14 protein-coding genes and 2 rRNA genes are annotated in these 16,643 nt (G+C 40.8%); 9 read left to right on the forward strand and 7 right to left on the reverse strand.

Annotated features, from left to right (window positions below; genetic code table 11):
- Nucleotides 1-18: 18 nt before the first annotated feature.
- Nucleotides 19-555, reverse strand: coding sequence for a hypothetical protein (locus ACZ1GV_RS12930; RefSeq protein WP_472674523.1), 537 nt, complete (start codon nt 553-555; stop codon nt 19-21).
- Between the two features lie 185 nt (nt 556-740).
- On the opposite strand from ACZ1GV_RS12930, the gene ubiE reads away from it, so the two are divergent.
- The 3 genes from ubiE to ubiB are packed head-to-tail and all read left to right on the forward strand — an operon-like array spanning nt 741 to nt 3,759.
- Nucleotides 741-1,502 (forward strand): bifunctional demethylmenaquinone methyltransferase/2-methoxy-6-polyprenyl-1,4-benzoquinol methylase UbiE, encoded by a 762-nt coding sequence (gene ubiE / locus ACZ1GV_RS12935; protein WP_472674524.1) that lies wholly within the window; start codon nt 741-743, stop codon nt 1,500-1,502.
- A 5-nt stretch (nt 1,503-1,507) separates the two neighbouring features.
- Nucleotides 1,508-2,107, forward strand: a complete 600-nt coding sequence (locus ACZ1GV_RS12940) for a ubiquinone biosynthesis accessory factor UbiJ (RefSeq protein WP_472675900.1) — start codon at nt 1,508-1,510, stop codon at nt 2,105-2,107.
- Nucleotides 2,104-3,759: a ubiquinone biosynthesis regulatory protein kinase UbiB gene (gene ubiB, locus ACZ1GV_RS12945; protein ID WP_472674525.1), complete on the forward strand. Its 1,656-nt coding sequence runs from the start codon at nt 2,104-2,106 to the stop codon at nt 3,757-3,759. The genes ACZ1GV_RS12940 and ubiB overlap by 4 nt, the downstream gene beginning before the upstream one ends.
- Before the next feature lies 1 nt (nt 3,760).
- Here the strand turns inward: ubiB and ACZ1GV_RS12950 are convergent, their stop codons facing one another.
- Nucleotides 3,761-4,930, reverse strand: a complete 1,170-nt coding sequence (locus ACZ1GV_RS12950) for a hypothetical protein (RefSeq protein WP_472674526.1) — start codon at nt 4,928-4,930, stop codon at nt 3,761-3,763.
- Nucleotides 4,931-5,027: 97 nt separating this feature from the next.
- Between ACZ1GV_RS12950 and tatA the strand changes: the two genes are divergently transcribed.
- Genes tatA through hemB form a run of 5 tightly spaced genes read left to right on the forward strand, consistent with a single transcriptional unit; the run spans nt 5,028 to nt 9,193 of the window.
- Nucleotides 5,028-5,261: a twin-arginine translocase TatA/TatE family subunit gene (tatA, locus tag ACZ1GV_RS12955; protein WP_472674527.1), complete on the forward strand. Its 234-nt coding sequence runs from the start codon at nt 5,028-5,030 to the stop codon at nt 5,259-5,261.
- 6 nt (nt 5,262-5,267) lie between these two features.
- Nucleotides 5,268-5,642 (forward strand): Sec-independent protein translocase protein TatB, encoded by a 375-nt coding sequence (gene tatB / locus ACZ1GV_RS12960; RefSeq protein WP_472674528.1) that lies wholly within the window; start codon nt 5,268-5,270, stop codon nt 5,640-5,642.
- Nucleotides 5,639-6,358 carry a twin-arginine translocase subunit TatC gene (gene tatC, locus ACZ1GV_RS12965; RefSeq protein ID WP_210560785.1) on the forward strand — a complete coding sequence of 240 codons (720 nt, stop codon included), beginning with the start codon at nt 5,639-5,641 and terminating at the stop codon, nt 6,356-6,358. The genes tatB and tatC overlap by 4 nt, the downstream gene beginning before the upstream one ends.
- A 21-nt stretch (nt 6,359-6,379) precedes the next feature.
- On the forward strand, nt 6,380-8,179 hold the full coding sequence (locus ACZ1GV_RS12970; protein WP_472674529.1) for a sensor domain-containing diguanylate cyclase: 1,800 nt from the start codon (nt 6,380-6,382) through the stop codon (nt 8,177-8,179).
- A 3-nt stretch (nt 8,180-8,182) separates the two neighbouring features.
- The gene (gene hemB, locus ACZ1GV_RS12975) at nt 8,183-9,193 is read left to right on the forward strand and encodes a porphobilinogen synthase (protein WP_472674530.1); all 1,011 of its coding nucleotides are present in this window, start codon (nt 8,183-8,185) and stop codon (nt 9,191-9,193) included.
- Nucleotides 9,194-9,223: 30 nt separating this feature from the next.
- On the opposite strand, the gene gppA is transcribed toward hemB, so the two are convergent.
- Both gppA and rhlB read right to left on the reverse strand, forming a co-directional pair.
- Nucleotides 9,224-10,708 carry a guanosine-5'-triphosphate,3'-diphosphate diphosphatase gene (gene gppA, locus ACZ1GV_RS12980; protein ID WP_472674531.1) on the reverse strand — a complete coding sequence of 495 codons (1,485 nt, stop codon included), beginning with the start codon at nt 10,706-10,708 and terminating at the stop codon, nt 9,224-9,226.
- A 22-nt stretch (nt 10,709-10,730) separates the two neighbouring features.
- The gene (gene rhlB, locus ACZ1GV_RS12985; protein ID WP_210560781.1) at nt 10,731-11,954 is read right to left on the reverse strand and encodes an ATP-dependent RNA helicase RhlB; all 1,224 of its coding nucleotides are present in this window, start codon (nt 11,952-11,954) and stop codon (nt 10,731-10,733) included.
- A 90-nt stretch (nt 11,955-12,044) separates the two neighbouring features.
- Between rhlB and trxA the strand changes: the two genes are divergently transcribed.
- Nucleotides 12,045-12,368, forward strand: coding sequence for a thioredoxin TrxA (trxA, locus tag ACZ1GV_RS12990; protein WP_472674533.1), 324 nt, complete (start codon nt 12,045-12,047; stop codon nt 12,366-12,368).
- 116 nt (nt 12,369-12,484) lie between these two features.
- Here the strand turns inward: trxA and ACZ1GV_RS12995 are convergent, their stop codons facing one another.
- From ACZ1GV_RS12995 to ACZ1GV_RS13005, 3 genes are all read right to left on the reverse strand, one after another.
- The gene (locus tag ACZ1GV_RS12995) at nt 12,485-12,886 is read right to left on the reverse strand and encodes an HIT domain-containing protein (RefSeq protein WP_472674534.1); all 402 of its coding nucleotides are present in this window, start codon (nt 12,884-12,886) and stop codon (nt 12,485-12,487) included.
- Nucleotides 12,887-13,241: 355 nt separating this feature from the next.
- Nucleotides 13,242-13,356, reverse strand: a 5S ribosomal RNA gene (gene rrf, locus ACZ1GV_RS13000).
- Between the two features lie 120 nt (nt 13,357-13,476).
- Nucleotides 13,477-16,355 (reverse strand): 23S ribosomal RNA (locus ACZ1GV_RS13005).
- Nucleotides 16,356-16,643: the final 288 nt, after the last annotated feature.

The following is a 16,643-nucleotide window of genomic DNA, read 5'->3' on the forward strand; positions in this document are numbered from 1 at the left end:
ATTCCTGCGATATTTATCTTAAATAATAGTGAGTTGTTGTGCACCATTTGTCACGCGAGCATTGTTACGGCTAGTTAAAATGTGTTTAGGATCAACAACAGATATGATTTCTACTTCTGATTGATATTTTTTTACTGAGCTTGAACGCTCAATGATGTCCGATGATGTTATTAATTTTACTTGATCGTCACCAAACCAAGCTAACCAAACCTGTCTAGACAAGTTCTCTTTATTTTGTACGTATACCAAGCGAAACTGTTCTGCTGGTAAACCAAGTTCCTTTACCATTATCCATTTTGAGAAGGCAAGCTCTGCTTCTGTTGCTTCGCCACTTTCAAAAAGCTCTCGTGGGGTTTGAACAACTTGTGTTGGAGAATTATTATTCAGCGAGATAAGTGAGCTTAAGGCTTGTATACGTTCTAATTTTTCAACGTCAGATAAAAGATTGTTTTGAAGCGAAAGCTGTTGCCATTGCACGCGCAACAAAGCCTGCTGATTTGCATCGGCAAGGGATATGCTAAACAGCATGGTTACAAAAACAACCAAAATTCGCATTTGTTCGCTCAAAATTTATTCGTGAAAAATGAGTCTAGCAAATAACTTTACAATTATTAAAGATATTTATTCTAAACCAAGCATAAACAACATTAGTATTACATTTCTTCGTCACTGTTATTTGGTATTCATCCAACATTTCAGTAAACTAACCACAACTTATTCCAGTATGACGTGAAGATCAAATGAAAACTGACAATGAATCATCAGGTAAGACCCATTTCGGCTACCAAACCATAGATAAAAACGACAAAGAAAAAATGGTTGCGAGTGTTTTTCATTCGGTTGCAGCTAAATATGACATTATGAATGACCTAATGTCGTTTGGCGTTCATCGTCTTTGGAAGCGCTTTACAATTGATGCTAGTGCCGTTCGACCTGGAAATAAAGTCTTAGACTTAGCTGGCGGAACTGGTGACCTAACCCGCAAGTTCAGTGACATTGTTGGTTCTACTGGCCAAGTTGTTCTGGCCGATATTAATGACTCGATGATTAAAGTTGGTCGAGAAAAATTACGTAACAAAGGTTATGTCGGTAACATTGAATACGTGCAAGCTAATGCTGAGGCACTGCCATTTGCTGACAATACTTTTGATCTTGTCACTATCGCATTTGGTTTACGAAATGTTACAAATAAAGATAATGCACTTGCGTCAATTTTTAGAGTATTAAAGCCAGGTGGCCGCTTATTGGTATTAGAATTTTCTAAACCTCAGCAGGAATGGTTAAATAAAGCATACGATTTTTATTCGTTTAATATTTTACCAACAATGGGTGGCGTTATTGCGAACGACAAAGATAGCTACCAATATCTGTCTGAATCGATCCGCATGCACCCAGATCAAGATACCCTGAAGTCGATGATGGAAGCCGTTGGGTTTGAGCAAGTTGAATACCACAACTTAACTGGCGGTATTGTTGCTTTACACAAAGGGTTCAAATTTTGATTTTAGTGCAGCAGGCTTTATTTTCAATTGCGGAACCTGCGCTTAATAAAGCGCTCGCGCACGATCACTCTGCTGCATATAAACTAGGTTCGCTTGAAGCTAAATCATTAAGTGTTGAGTTAACCGACATCAACTTCTCAGTTAATCTGAGTGTCAACAATGGCAAGCTAAGATTGTCTAGCGAAACCTCAATAAGAGATTGTTTTGTTAAAACTGAATTGTCACATATAAAGAAGCTCTCGGATGCAACTCAAATTACGTCATTAATTAAGCAAGATTTACTAGAACTTGAAGGTGAGCTAAGTGTCGCTCAAAAGTTTTCAGCCTTGTTTATCGACAATGGTATTGACTGGCAAGAGTGGTGTTCTTCTTATTTAGGTGATGGTCTTACACATAAGTTGTTTAGTTCGGGCAAAAAAGCAGTTGATACGCTAAAGCGTAAGCAAGTTGATCTTGACTATACGCTTCAAACAGCACTTACTGAGGAGCTAAAAGTGGTTCCAAGTAGCATTGAAGTAGAGCTATTTTCCAATCAAGTAGATTTAGTTTCTGCGCGCACCGAAAAACTAATAGCATCATTAAACTCTATTAAGGAAAAGATGTGAGACTAATTCGCTTCTTTCAAATCTTTCACACTTTTTTATATTTCAGAATTTTTGCACTGATACCTAAAAAGCTTTTACCTTGGTATGTGAAGGCCGGAATAGCCTTGTTGTTTTGGTATCCCAAAGTGTCAGCGTCACAATCTAAAAATGTTAATCTAAGGCTGGCTTTAGAACGCCTTGGGCCTGTTTGGATAAAGTTTGGCCAAATGCTTTCAACTCGCAAAGATTTGCTATCTGTGGAGTTGAGTTTTGAACTGAGTAAACTGCAAGATCAAGTTCCACCTTTTGATTCAAAGCTAGCTATAGATACAATAAAAAAAGACTTACGCTTGGCAAACATCGAAGACTTGTTTATCGATTTTGATACTACACCTCTAGCCTCTGCCTCGATTGCACAAGTTCACACTGCGACTCTTAATGTTGCTAGTACCGAAGAGCCTATTAATAAAGAAGTTATTGTCAAAGTCATTCGACCTAATATCGATAAGTTAATTCAGGCCGATGTTGCACTCATGCTTGGGTTTGCAAATTTGGTAGACATGGCTTTAAAAGAAGCCAAACGACTTCGTCCCGTGGAAGTTGTAGAAGAATATAAAAAGACCATTTTAAACGAACTAAATCTTCAACAAGAAGCCGCAAACGGACAGCAGTTACGTCGTAACTTTGATCAGTCAGATGATTTATACATTCCAGAAATATATAGCGATTACTGCTCGCAGAATGTACTCGTTATGGAGCGTATTTATGGTATTCCTGTATCCGATATTGCGCAGCTTCATGCCCAAGGGTCTGATTTAAAGAAGTTAGCAGAACGTGGCGTTCGTGTATTTTTTACTCAGGTATTTCGAGATAGTTTTTTTCATGCTGATATGCACCCTGGTAACATTTTTATATCACGTGAAAACCCGTCTGACCCAAAATACATAGGCATTGATTTTGGCATTATAGGTACACTTAACTCAGAGGATAAACGTTACTTAGCCGAAAACTTTGTTGCGTTCTTTAATCGTGATTATCTAAAAGTGGCTCAACTGCATGTGCAATCAGGCTGGGTTCCAAGCCATATTAATGTAGAACAGTTTGAAATGGCTATTCGCTCTGTCTGCGAGCCAATTTTTAATAAGCCACTTGAAGATATTTCTTTTGCTCAGGTGCTTATTGGCTTATTTGATACGGCTCGCCAATTTGAAATGCAAGTTCAACCGCAACTCGTTCTACTCCAGAAAACATTACTTTATGTAGAAGGGTTAGGAAGGCAACTTTACCCTCAATTGGACTTGTGGGAGACCGCTAAACCGTTTTTGGAAGACTGGGTTAACGAACAAATGGGCGTGAAAGCTTTCTTAAAGCATACAAAACAGAACCTGCCATATTGGCTTGAAAAAGCACCTCAAATGCCAGAGTTGGTCTTCAGTAGTTTAAAAAGTATTGAGAGTCTTCCGCAGGTCAAACAAGACTTTGTGACGGAATATAAACTGATGCAACATCAACAACAGCGTTTTCTTACGCGTTTATGCATTTTTAGTGTTAGTTCTGTGGCCGTTTTACTAATTACTTTATTTGCTGATGTGAACAGCGATATTAGATGGTTTACTGCAGACTGTTTGCTAGCCATATTAGCTATAATTAATGCATGGAAACTGCGTCATTGATTTAATGAAACCCATAATGCGCTTCAAAACGGAGCGCGACACCTATATCTCGCTCAAAATCACCATAAATATGGCCATTTATTGGATCATCCACCAGCCTAGCTCTATTAAACTCAACAAACGGTTCAAACTCTAAAAATATCCAACTTCGAATGGCTTTTTTTCTAATACGGACACTGAATTTGTAAAACTCCGGCCGATAATTGGGCTCTACAACTCCAGCAGCCGTCGCACCTATTATTAACGCTGTTTTATCAGTTAATGCTGAAATGGAATATATACCGTTACGCCAAGTCGCCGCCTCGTAACTTTCTCGGTCTTGAAGCAAGTAACTAAACCTAAGTTCATTTTTTAGATTAATGGCGTAAGCAGTATCAATTAAAAGTCGCCCCGCAAGCCCATCAGAATAATAGTATTCAATAGACGGCTGCAGATTTATGATCAGTTTATCTGACCAAAACTTTTCATTGTAAGTAATGCTAGATCTAACATACATCTGTCCATCGCCGGTACCGATACGCGAGGAGCTAGACAGGTGTTCTGTACTTGCATGCATAAACCGCACAGCTGCGCCAAGCGATCGCTGACTGGACTTTAGCGCCTCCGGACGCACAGTCTCATAAGGCAAGCTATTGAGATCTTCTTGTTCGTTATCTGACAATATAAGTTCTACTTTATTTTCTAAGTTAGGTAATTTTGCTCTTACTCTAAACTTTACCGGTAAATTCGACCATTCCCCCTGTCGAGGTTCCCAACCAATGTTTATGTGCCCCCATGCTTTAGCTTTGTTTTTACCTTGCTCGGTTTCGGCAAATTTACTGTCGATCCAATTTGCCGTCCAATCCATAGATGAGCCAACGGTTTCCATCATTGAGTTGACGTCAACAAATAGTACTTTTAAGCGTTCTTCTTTCTGATTTTCTAGTAATTTTCGGGACACATCATCAAGGGCTTGTTGTTCACCCTTTGCTGCACTTTTTGTTAACTTTTCAGTTGCGGTGGGGCACGGATTCAAAGGGTTTTTATGGTTGTCAGTTTGCGATTCTTTAGGTGAGGAAATACATGTATCTGTTGAATCAACATCTACTGCAAAAAGTTGTTTTGATGTACTTTTGTTACAGAACAATAATAGAACTATAACTACCAATCCTTGTAGGTTATATTTATACATAGTATCCATTAATTATCAGCGTTAAAGTGAGTCATATACATATGATTTGGTCTAATATCACTTTATAATAGCAGGAATTTTTTAAAAGGGGTTTATTATGGGTTTTGGTGGCATAAGTATCTGGCAACTATTGATTATTTTAGCAATCGTGGTTCTTTTGTTTGGAACTAAACGATTAAAAAATATAGGCACAGACCTTGGTTCTGCCATAAAAGGTTTTAAAAAGTCAGTGAATGATGAACCCCCTTTAGAAAACAAAGATAATGTGTCAGAACAACTAACTAAAGACGCTGACTTTAAAGCTGAAGCTAAAAAAGAAACGGATAAGTAGCAGTATATGGGCTTCTGGGAATTTATCGTTATAGCAATTGTTGGCACTATAGTTTTAGGTCCCGATAAACTTCCTGGTGCGCTTAGAAAATTGGTTGAGATGAAACGAAAGCTGTCACAAATGACTCAAGGTTTGTCGGCAGAGGTTAACGAACAATTGCGCATTCATGAGCTTCATCAAAATTTAAAAGAGGCTGAAAAAAGTGGTTTAACGGGGCTGTCACCTGAATTACAAAACTCTGTTGATGAACTTAAAGCAGCGGCTAAAAGTGTAAACCCCAACTTTATTGATGAGTCAGCATCAGTTGCTGACGATAATGATAAGCAGATTATTAATAAGCCGAAAGATCCCGTCACTAACACAAACGAACCTAAAGCATGACAACTCCAAGCTCTCCGCTGATAGAACACCTTATTGAAATTAGACAACGTTTAATTCGTTCTGTACTTGCTGTATTAATTTGTTTTCTCGGCTTAGCTTATTTTGCTAACGATATTTACACCCAAGTGTCACAACCACTTTTAGACGTATTGCCCGATGGCGCCAGTATGATTGCTACGGATGTCGCAGCGCCTTTCTTTACACCTTTTAAAATGGCATTCATGTTTTCAATTATGTTGGCGTTTCCAATAATTCTTCATCAAATGTGGGGATTCATTGCGCCAGGGCTTTATAGTCATGAGAAAAAACTTGCTGGGCCAATACTTTTTTCGTCGGTTTTCTTGTTCTATGGCGGAATCGCTTTTGCATACTTTATTGTTTTTCCAATTGTGTTTGCGTTCTTTACCAGTGTTGCTCCCGAGGGCATTACCATTGCCACAGATATAAGCAGTTATTTAGATTTTATTCTAAAATTATTTTTTGCTTTTGGTTTAGCGTTTGAAGTCCCGATTGTTGTTTTTGTTTCTTGCTGGGCTGGTGTAACTACAGTTGCAAAATTAAAAGAAAAACGTCCGTTTGTGGTGGTAGGCGCGTTTATTCTTGGGATGTTGCTAACGCCGCCAGATGTAATTAGTCAAACATTACTCGCGATACCTATGTGGTTATTGTTTGAGTTAGGTTTGTTTTTAGCTACTTTAGTAAAGCCTCGTAAATAATTATTAAGGGCGGCAAAAGCCATGCGTAACTTCGTTATCTTTATCTTTGTTGCCTTGTCATTTTTTTCAAAGGCTGAACCCGCCCCGTATCAAATTGATTTAAACAAGGGCTCTGTCAATTTAGTTCCATATGTCGAGTACAACATTGGCAATGACGATCCTCTTGAAGCTCCACCTATAGAAGGTTGGAGCTCATTAACTCAAGACTTCATCAAGTTAGGTTACGATCAACGCGTTCATTGGTTTCGTTTTGGTTTAAACAACCGAAATCCTAATCCAACTTCTTTATACGTTGAACTAGATAATGCCTTGTTAGACAACGTTACTTTTTACATTTTGAATAATGGCAAGGTACGCAGTGTTCAAAATCTAGGTGATAACTATAACTTTAAGTTGCGCCCTGTATTACAAGAATCATTTGTCATTCCAGTTTCACTGTTGGCTGGTGAAACGATAGAGGTATATATTGCGGTTCAATCGGAAGGGACTGTTAACTTTCCCTTAGTGTTGTGGCAAAAAGAAGTGTTTCAGCAACAGGAAAACTATGACCGTCTGATGGCTGGCCTATTTATTGGTATTATTATCGCTGCGATATTTGCCTATGTCATTGTTTATGTTTTCAGTCAGTCTCAAAACGCAATTCTTGATGCGTTTTTAATGCTTTCTCTTTTGATGATTACTTTGACCATGAATGGTTATGCGTTTCACTATATATGGCCAGACTATCCGTTAATGCAGCAACATGCGGTATTTCTATTTAGCTGTATTGCTATGGGTTGCTCGGCTTTATTAGCGCGGAATTACATTAGCAGTGTCTATGATCAACACCCATTAACTCGTAGTTTTTTGTTTATTGCTATCACCTCTGTGCTGATTATCCCATTAACTTTTTATCTGAGTTACCAATGGGGTCTGTATTTAATAATGGCGGCCGCGATAGTTATTTGTAGTTTTCATATATATTCCGGATTTTGGCTCTGGAAGCAGGGCGTTCACGAAGATCAAGACTTAAATTTAGGGATTGCAGTGTTACTCGCAACCATGCTTTTTATAGCAGTAAATAGCTTTACTCAAGCTAACTTACCATTTACTAACTTAGACTTATTACAACTGGCTATGTTAGTCATTGTAAGCATTCTTTCTGTAAGCATGATTAAAAAACAAATAGAGCGAGACAAAAACACCACACTACAGATCAACGACGTAGATGTGGAATTAACTGACGACCTACAAACCCAGTTAGCAGAACAAAATTTAGAGCTACAGTTAACATTGCGTGAGCTTGAAGATAGAAATACTGAGTTAGAAAAAATAAATACATTAGATGCGTTATCCGGAATTCACAATCGTCGTCACTTTGATAAACGAATTCAAGCCGAAATAAGACGCTCTCGACGAGAGTTATCACCACTTTCATTAATAATGTTTGATATTGATCACTTTAAATCGGTCAATGACAAATTCGGACACGTTGCTGGTGACGAAGTCATTAGAACGGTCGCTCACATTGCTGAAGAATTGCTAAACCGCTCTTCTGATGAAGTATTTAGGTACGGTGGCGAAGAGTTCGCTATTTTATTGCCAAATACTGAGATTTCTGGTGCAGACATGTTAGCGCAAAAAGTTAGAGAAAATATCGAAAGTGCGTCAATCGCTACATCATCTGGTAACGTAAAGTGTACGGTTAGCCTTGGCGTCGCTTGTACGGGGAAAGAGCATAATTTATCCCCTGAGCAGTTTGTCGAGTGCGCCGACAAGGCTCTTTATGCGGCCAAAAACCAAGGTCGCAACTGCGTTGTAGTTCAAAAAATAGAGGAATAAGTAATGTTAGATAAAAGTACAGGTCAGTTTCCAAACATCCGCATGCGAAGAATGCGTAGCGATAATTTTTCTCGTCGCCTTATGCAAGAACATGCAGTTACGGTAAACGACTTAATTTATCCAATGTTTGTACTAGAGGGAACAAATAGACGTGAAACTATTGAGTCTATGCCTGGTATTGAGCGCTTATCTATTGATTTATTATTAGACGAAGTTAAAGAACTAGTTGAGCTTGGCATTCCTGCGATTGCCATATTCCCGGTTACGCCTCTTGACCAAAAGACTGAACTTGCAGAAGAAGCCTATAACCCACAGGGTTTAGCTCAAAAAACGATTAAAGCGGTTAAAGAGTCATTTCCTGAGATCGGTGTAATCTCTGACGTTGCTCTCGATCCGTTTACCGTCCATGGGCAAGATGGAATTATTGATGATAACGGCTACGTTTTAAATGACGTGACAACCAAAACTCTGGTGAAACAAGCTCTTTCTCATGCCGAAGCGGGCGTCGATGTTGTTGCACCTTCAGATATGATGGATGGCCGAATTGGTGAAATTCGACAAGCTCTTGAGGATAACGGCTTTCATAATGTAAAAATCATGGCTTATTCCGCAAAGTACGCCTCTAGTTATTACGGTCCATTCCGCGATGCTGTTGGTTCAGCTGGTAATTTAAAGGGTGCGGATAAAAAAACGTATCAAATGGATCCTGCAAATTCAAATGAAGCAATGCGAGAAATAGCATTAGACTTACAAGAAGGTGCAGATATGGTTATGGTTAAGCCTGGCATGCCATATTTAGATATAGTTCGACGTGTTAAAACTGAGTTTGAAGTACCTACTTTTGCTTACCAAGTAAGTGGGGAATATGCCATGCATATGGCTGCCATTCAAAATGGCTGGCTTGCTGAAGAAGCTGTTGTGATGGAGTCTTTACTCGCGTTTAAACGCGCCGGCGCAGATTGCATTTTAACGTATTTTGCTAAATCCGCTGCAACGTGGCTTAATAACAAATAGTTATTTTTGATATGTATTAGACAAATCGTCTTAGACTAGAATAAGTTGCCAGCCTTGCACCCCTTGATAGCTGGCTTCTTGTTGTAACTCTGCAGCGCTTAATGGATTTTTATCTAACCACCCCTCTGGTAGATGTATAGACAACTTCTCTTGCTCAACGGACACCTTAATTTCTGGCAATACTTCGTCTGAACGGCGTAACGATAATATAACTGCCAATCTAATAATTCGAATTAACCGCGTTGCAAGCAATACAGAGGTGGAAGTTTGCTGTGATATTGCATTTGTATCTATATCATCTCTGTGGTTTCGTACGATTGCTGTCAATAGCTTCTTTTGAGCTGACGTAAACCCTGGAAGATTTGAGTTAGCTAATAGATAACTGGCATGAATTTGTTGATCTTTATAAGACACTTGTAAACCAATTTCATGAACTAAAGCCGCCGATCTAAGCATGTCGATTGCTTCAAATTGGGCTAGGTTCCAGCCTGGTTGAGTCTGCATTGCGATTGCAATACTCAAATCAGCTACTCTTTGCGCATGTGCATGGTCGATATGGTAACGAGCGATTACACTGTTAATTGTTCTTTGCCTTACATTAAGCTTAGTGAGTTCTGGCAACATTGAATATAGCTGCCCCTCTCTTAATGCACCGCCAGCGAGTGTCATGCCTTTTAGACCAAGCTGTTTAAATATAGCAATTAAAATGGCAAGACCACTTGGGAAAACGTGACGACGCTCTTGAACTAGACCTTTAATCGCAAGCTTCTCTAGGAGTTCATATTCAATTGCTTGGTTTTTTATGACTTCTAAACGCTTCAATGTAATTACTTCGTCAAAGCCTTGTGCCATGAGTATTTCTTGGATTGCCTGCACTGTGCCTGACGCACCTACCTCTTCCTGCCAATTAAAATTATTATATTTATCTTTTACTTTATTAATTTCAATCTCTGCGGCAGCAATGGCATTAGAAAAATTTGCTTTAGACAGTCGACCATTTGGAAAATAACGCTCTAAGTAAGTGACACAACCGACATTGATACTACAAAATATCTTGGGATCATGACCTTCACCGGCAATTAGCTCAGTGCTTGCACCACCAATATCGACGACTAGCTTCTTTTTATCTGAACTTGAAGTATAAGCCGCACCTTTATAAATTGTTTGAGCCTCTACTTCACCAGAGATTATCTCGATTGAGTGGCCTAATATTCTTTCGGCGTTTACTAAGAAGGTATCTACATTGGTAGCTAAACGTAATGTTGCGGTACCAGATATTTTAATATTTTGTCGCGGGATATCTTGGAGTCGCTCTGCAAAAAGATTGAGACATTCCCAACCCCTTTGCATAGCTTCATCCGAAAGCATCATGTTGCTGTCTAAGCCTGATGCAAGTCGGACTTTTCGTTTTACTCGACCAATAATCTGGACACTACCAGCAATTACCTGAGCGATCATCATATGAAAGCTGTTCGACCCTAGGTCTACTACTGCGTAGCTAGTATTATTGTCCATCTAATTACAGCCTCAACTGATATTAGGAGCTTCTGCGACGTTGCCCATGATGATGTCTACGTTTTGTATAACGAGGCTTTGGAACATCATCTAGCAACGCTTCTGAATCATATTGGCTAACTGGTATAGCATGACCAATATATTCTTCAATCGCTGGAAGGTTATAAACATACGATTCACAAGCAAAACTAATCGCACTTCCACTTGCACCTGCACGACCTGTACGGCCAATTCGGTGAACATAATCTTCACGATCATCCGGTAAATCATAATTATAGACATGCGATACTTCTGGGATATGAAGTCCACGAGCGGCAACGTCTGTTGCAACTAAGAAATCTATATCACCTTTGGCAAAAGCTTCTAGTATGGATAAACGTTTTCGCTGGTTCACATCACCAGTTAACAAGCCTGCGCGATGCTTATCTGCTTTTAACCAGTTATATACTTGCTCACACGAGTGTTTGGTATTCGTAAATACGATTGCTTTTTCTGGCCAATCATCTTCGATAAGAGAGAGAAGCAATAGTGGTTTTTTATCCGACTCTGGGTAAAACAACTCTTCAGAAATTCGTGTACCTGTCATACGTTCAGGTTCTACTTGAACATGCGTTGGTTCATTCATGTGTGAATAAGCAAGTTCTTTAACTTTGTAACTCATAGTTGCTGAGAAAACTAAGTTTACACGTTCTGTGCTTGGAGGCATTTTACTAAACAGATAGCGAATGTCGTTAATAAAACCTAAATCGAACATACGATCGGCTTCATCTAAGACAACGGCTTGAATGCTATCTAAGTTGTAAATACCTTGTTTTAAATAATCAATTACGCGACCAGTCGTACCAATCAGTACGTCTACCCCTTGTTCTAATTGTTTGCGTTGACTTTCGTAGCCCTCGCCCCCATAAACAAGACCTAGTGTTAAACCAGAAGCTTCCGCAAACGCAACTGCGTCTTTGTGAATTTGAATGGCTAACTCTCGGGTTGGCGCTAAAATAATAGCTCTTGGTTGACCTTTTGCTTCTACATTAAGAAGTTTATTAAAGGTCGCAGTAAGAAATGCGATGGTTTTCCCGGTCCCTGTTTGTGCTTGACCTGCAATGTCGGCACCTTTTTCGATTAAAGGCATACACATAGCCTGAATCGGGGTACAATTTGCATAACCAGCAGAGGATAGGGCTTTTAATACATCTGGATGTATTGAAAAGTCGGAAAATTTTGTTTCAGTTAAATGTGTCTTAGTCATAACGGATAAGCATAACCTTTAGCCTTGCAATAAGAAACAAATTAATCACAATAGAAGTACATTATTTATATATTAAACGCGGAGTAAGAAATGAGCGACAAAATTATTAACATAACTGACGATAGTTTCGATTCGGTTATCAGCAGTGACAAACCTGTTTTAGTAGATTTATGGGCAGAGTGGTGTGGTCCTTGTAAAATGATTGCTCCTATTCTAAGTGAAGTAGCCGAAGAAATGTCTGATAAAGTTACTATTACTAAACTGAATATCGATCAAAACCCAAATACGCCACCTAAATTTGGTGTACGCGGTATACCTACACTTTTGCTATTCAAAAATGGCGCTGTAGTTGGTACTAAAGTAGGTGCGTTAAGCAAAACTCAACTAGTTGAGTTTTTAAACGACAATATTTAATTATTAATTTAGTAGTCGTATATTTCATTAAGCTTGGTATTACCAAGCTTGTATATACAACAAAGACTTTCTAATTTATGTTCAGTATTAAATTGGAATAACGTTAGTATTTTTATTTAACTGAATTTCTTTAAGAAGAGACTCAACGAAAGCGAGTCTCTTTTTTTGTCCCATGGTTCTGCTTTACCAATTCCCCAAATAGGTCCTGGCCAGGTTAAGTCATCTTCAAACCTTGCCACTATATGCCAATGTAATTGCTCTACGAGATTTCCTAAATTAGCAACATTGATTTTTTTACACTGCGTCACGGCTTTTAAGGCTTTAGCAACTGCATTGCTTTCTACTATCAACTGTTGAGCTTGCTCAATCTTAAGCGAATGAAGCTCTGTCGCACCCTCTATTTTCGGAACTAAAACTAGCCAAGGATAGCGTTGATCATCTTGTATTCTCAATTGGCTAATCGGCATATCTGCAATCAAAATTGAATCTCGCTCTATGCGATGATCTAAAGTAAACATATATGACCCTGAATTAATTTAATATATGAATTATACGCACTTTCTGAAAAACAAATAGATTAAGTACACACGAGTTGCAGCGACTGCGCAGAGCAGGATGCTCAAGTGCCGCGCAGGCAGGATGCCTAAGAGTGGCCACCGTGATGGTTTTAAGGAATTCTAAACGAAAAAAAGCCCGCTATCATAAGATAACGGGCTTCTTCGAATGGGAGCCTGGCGGGTCGACTGCATGGACGCAGTCGGTTGATTGCGTCGGGAACGAGCAATCTAGAGCGTTAGCGAGCCGCCTTAATTGTTTAACGCCTAGAACGAAAAAATCCCACAACCTTTCGGTTATGGGATTATTCAATTGGGAGCCTGGCGGTGAGCTACTCTCGCATAGCAAATGCTACACTACCATCGCCGCAGCTGCGTTTCACTTCTGAGTTCGAAATGGAGTCAGGTGGTTCCACAGCGCTATTGCCACCAGGCAAAGCTGTTTGTAATCGATGTTTAATAAACACCGCTTACTTAAATTGTCTTAACAATTAGAAAGCTAAATAAAATAAGGTAACCTTGATTATCTCTCTAGGAGAACACTTAAGCGTTGTATGGTTAAGCCTCACGGGCAATTAGTATAAGTTAGCTTAATGCCTCACAGCACTTCCACACCTTACCTATCAACGTTGTAGTCTTCAACGACCCTTTAGGACAGTTAAACTGTCAGGGATGACTCATCTCGAGGCTCGCTTCCCGCTTAGATGCTTTCAGCGGTTATCGATTCCGAACGTAGCTACCGGGCAATGCCATTGGCATGACAACCCGAACACCAGCGGTTCGTCCACTCCGGTCCTCTCGTACTAGGAGCAGCCCCTCTCAATCATCCAACGCCCACGGCAGATAGGGACCGAACTGTCTCACGACGTTCTAAACCCAGCTCGCGTACCACTTTAAATGGCGAACAGCCATACCCTTGGGACCGACTTCAGCCCCAGGATGTGATGAGCCGACATCGAGGTGCCAAACACCGCCGTCGATATGAACTCTTGGGCGGTATCAGCCTGTTATCCCCGGAGTACCTTTTATCCGTTGAGCGATGGCCCTTCCATACAGAGCCACCGGATCACTATGACCTACTTTCGTACCTGCTCGACGTGTCTGTCTCGCAGTTAAGCTTGCTTCTACCATTACACTAACCGTACGATGTCCGACCGTACTTAGCAAACCTTCGTGCTCCTCCGTTACTCTTTGGGAGGAGACCGCCCCAGTCAAACTACCCACCAGACACTGTCCACAACCCCGATAAGGGGCCAATGTTAGAACATCAAACATACAAGGGTGGTATTTCAAGGATGGCTCCACCTGAACTGGCGTCCAAGTTTCATAGCCTCCCACCTATCCTACACATGTAGGCTCAATGTTCAGTGTCAAGCTGTAGTAAAGGTTCACGGGGTCTTTCCGTCTAGCCGCGGGTACACAGCATCTTCACTGCGATTTCAATTTCACTGAGTCTCGGGTGGAGACAGCGTGGCCATCATTACACCATTCGTGCAGGTCGGAACTTACCCGACAAGGAATTTCGCTACCTTAGGACCGTTATAGTTACGGCCGCCGTTTACCGGGGCTTCGATCATGAGCTTCTCTTGCGATAACCCAATCAATTAACCTTCCGGCACCGGGCAGGTGTCACACCCTATACGTCATCTTTCGATTTAGCAGAGTGCTGTGTTTTTAATAAACAGTTGCAGCCACCAGGTCACTGCGACCCACTTCAGCTCCGACAGCAAGTGCCTTCACCTAATGTGGGCGTACCTTCTCCCGAAGTTACGGTACCATTTTGCCTAGTTCCTTCACCCGAGTTCTCTCAAGCGCCTTAGTATTCTCTACCTGACCACCTGTGTCGGTTTGGGGTACGGTTCTTAATCATCTGAAGCTTAGAGGCTTTTCCTGGAAGTATGGCATCAATGACTTCATCACCTTAGTGACTCGTCTCGTATCTCAGTATTAGCCGCCCGGATTTACCTAAGCAGCCTACCTACATACTTTCACACGGACAACCATCGCCGTGCTCACCTAGCCTTCTCCGTCCCCCCATCGCAATGATTAAAAGTACAGAAATATTAATCTGTTTCCCATCGACTACGCATTTCTGCCTCGCCTTAGGGGCCGACTTACCCTACCCTGATTAGCATGGGATAGGAACCCTTGGTCTTTCGGCGTGGGGGTTTTTCACCCCCATTATCGTTACTCATGTCAACATTCGCACTTCTGATATGTCCAGCACACTTCTCAATGCACCTTCAGCCACTTACAGAACGCTCCCCTACCTAGCGAATAAATTCGCTACCGCAGCTTCGGTGTTATGCTTAGCCCCGTTACATCTTCCGCGCAGGCCGACTCGACTAGTGAGCTATTACGCTTTCTTTAAAGGGTGGCTGCTTCTAAGCCAACCTCCTAGCTGTCTAAGCCTTCCCACATCGTTTCCCACTTAGCATAAACTTTGGGACCTTAGCTGGCGGTCTGGGTTGTTTCCCTCTCCACGACGAACGTTAGCACCCGCCGTGTGTCTCCCGGATATTACTTTACGGTATTCGGAGTTTGCATGGGGTTGGTAAGCCGGGATGGCCCCCTAGCCCAAACAGTGCTCTACCCCCGTAAGTATTCGTCCGAGGCTCTACCTAAATAGATTTCGGGGAGAACCAGCTATCTCCCGGTTTGATTAGCCTTTCACTCCTAGCCACAGGTCATCCCCTAACTTTTCAACGTTAGTGGGTTCGGTCCTCCAGTTGATGTTACTCAACCTTCAACCTGCCCATGGCTAGATCACCGGGTTTCGGGTCTATACCTTGCAACTTATTCGCCCAGTTAAGACTCGGTTTCCCTACGGCTCCCCTATTCGGTTAACCTTGCTACAAAATATAAGTCGTTGACCCATTATACAAAAGGTACGCAGTCACAGAACAAGTCTGCTCCTACTGCTTGTACGTATACGGTTTCAGGTTCTATTTCACTCCCCTCACAGGGGTTCTTTTCGCCTTTCCCTCACGGTACTGGTTCACTATCGGTCAATTGGGAGTATTTAGCCTTAGAGGATGGTCCCCCTATCTTCAGTCAAGGTTTCTCGTGCCCCGACCTACTTAATATGTCCAACATGGCTTGTCGTGTACGGGACTATCACCCACTATCGTTGCACTTTCCAGAGCATTCCACTAAACCATGCTGATTCGGCTGTTTCCCGTTCGCTCGCCGCTACTTAGGAAATCTCGGTTGATTTCTTTTCCTCCGGGTACTTAGATGTTTCAGTTCTCCGGGTTCGCTTCGCATAGCTATGTATTCACTATACGATACCCTAAAAAGGGTGGGTTTCCCCATTCGGAAATTCTGGTTTATAACGGTTTTTATCACCTTAACCAGACTTATCGCAGATTAACACGTCCTTCATCGCCTCCAATTGCCAAGGCATCCACCGTATACGCTTATTCACTTAACCATACAACCTTAAATGCTCTCGCAAATTCAGTCGTAGTTTATGTGTCATATTTATTGGTTACTTGACTTGTATAAGGTCAAGAACCTGACATAAATAACGCTTGAGTTTTCTCTTACAGTGATAATCAAAATTATTTTTTTAGTTGTTGAATAACAAATAAATAAACAATAATGTTTACCTTATTTTTTTATCAGCTTTCCAAATTGTTAAAGAGCATGAGTTTATAAAAAACTCTAAACGATGCACACTAACTAATGTGTATGGTTTAGGGTTTTGAATCGAGAAACT

It is taken from the genome of Psychrosphaera sp. HA2-10 (assembly GCF_055693745.1).

Coding starts and splice junctions, on each gene's coding strand:
- ACZ1GV_RS12930 (WP_472674523.1), bottom strand. CDS start 555: ATGCGAATTTTGGTTGTTTTTGTAACCATGCTGTTTAGCATATCCCTT.
- ubiE (WP_472674524.1), top strand. CDS start 741: ATGAAAACTGACAATGAATCATCAGGTAAGACCCATTTCGGCTACCAA.
- ACZ1GV_RS12950 (WP_472674526.1), bottom strand. CDS start 4,930: ATGTATAAATATAACCTACAAGGATTGGTAGTTATAGTTCTATTATTG.
- tatA (WP_472674527.1), top strand. CDS start 5,028: ATGGGTTTTGGTGGCATAAGTATCTGGCAACTATTGATTATTTTAGCA.
- tatB (WP_472674528.1), top strand. CDS start 5,268: ATGGGCTTCTGGGAATTTATCGTTATAGCAATTGTTGGCACTATAGTT.
- tatC (WP_210560785.1), top strand. CDS start 5,639: ATGACAACTCCAAGCTCTCCGCTGATAGAACACCTTATTGAAATTAGA.
- ACZ1GV_RS12970 (WP_472674529.1), top strand. CDS start 6,380: ATGCGTAACTTCGTTATCTTTATCTTTGTTGCCTTGTCATTTTTTTCA.
- hemB (WP_472674530.1), top strand. CDS start 8,183: ATGTTAGATAAAAGTACAGGTCAGTTTCCAAACATCCGCATGCGAAGA.
- gppA (WP_472674531.1), bottom strand. CDS start 10,708: ATGGACAATAATACTAGCTACGCAGTAGTAGACCTAGGGTCGAACAGC.
- rhlB (WP_210560781.1), bottom strand. CDS start 11,954: ATGACTAAGACACATTTAACTGAAACAAAATTTTCCGACTTTTCAATA.
- trxA (WP_472674533.1), top strand. CDS start 12,045: ATGAGCGACAAAATTATTAACATAACTGACGATAGTTTCGATTCGGTT.
- ACZ1GV_RS12995 (WP_472674534.1), bottom strand. CDS start 12,886: ATGTTTACTTTAGATCATCGCATAGAGCGAGATTCAATTTTGATTGCA.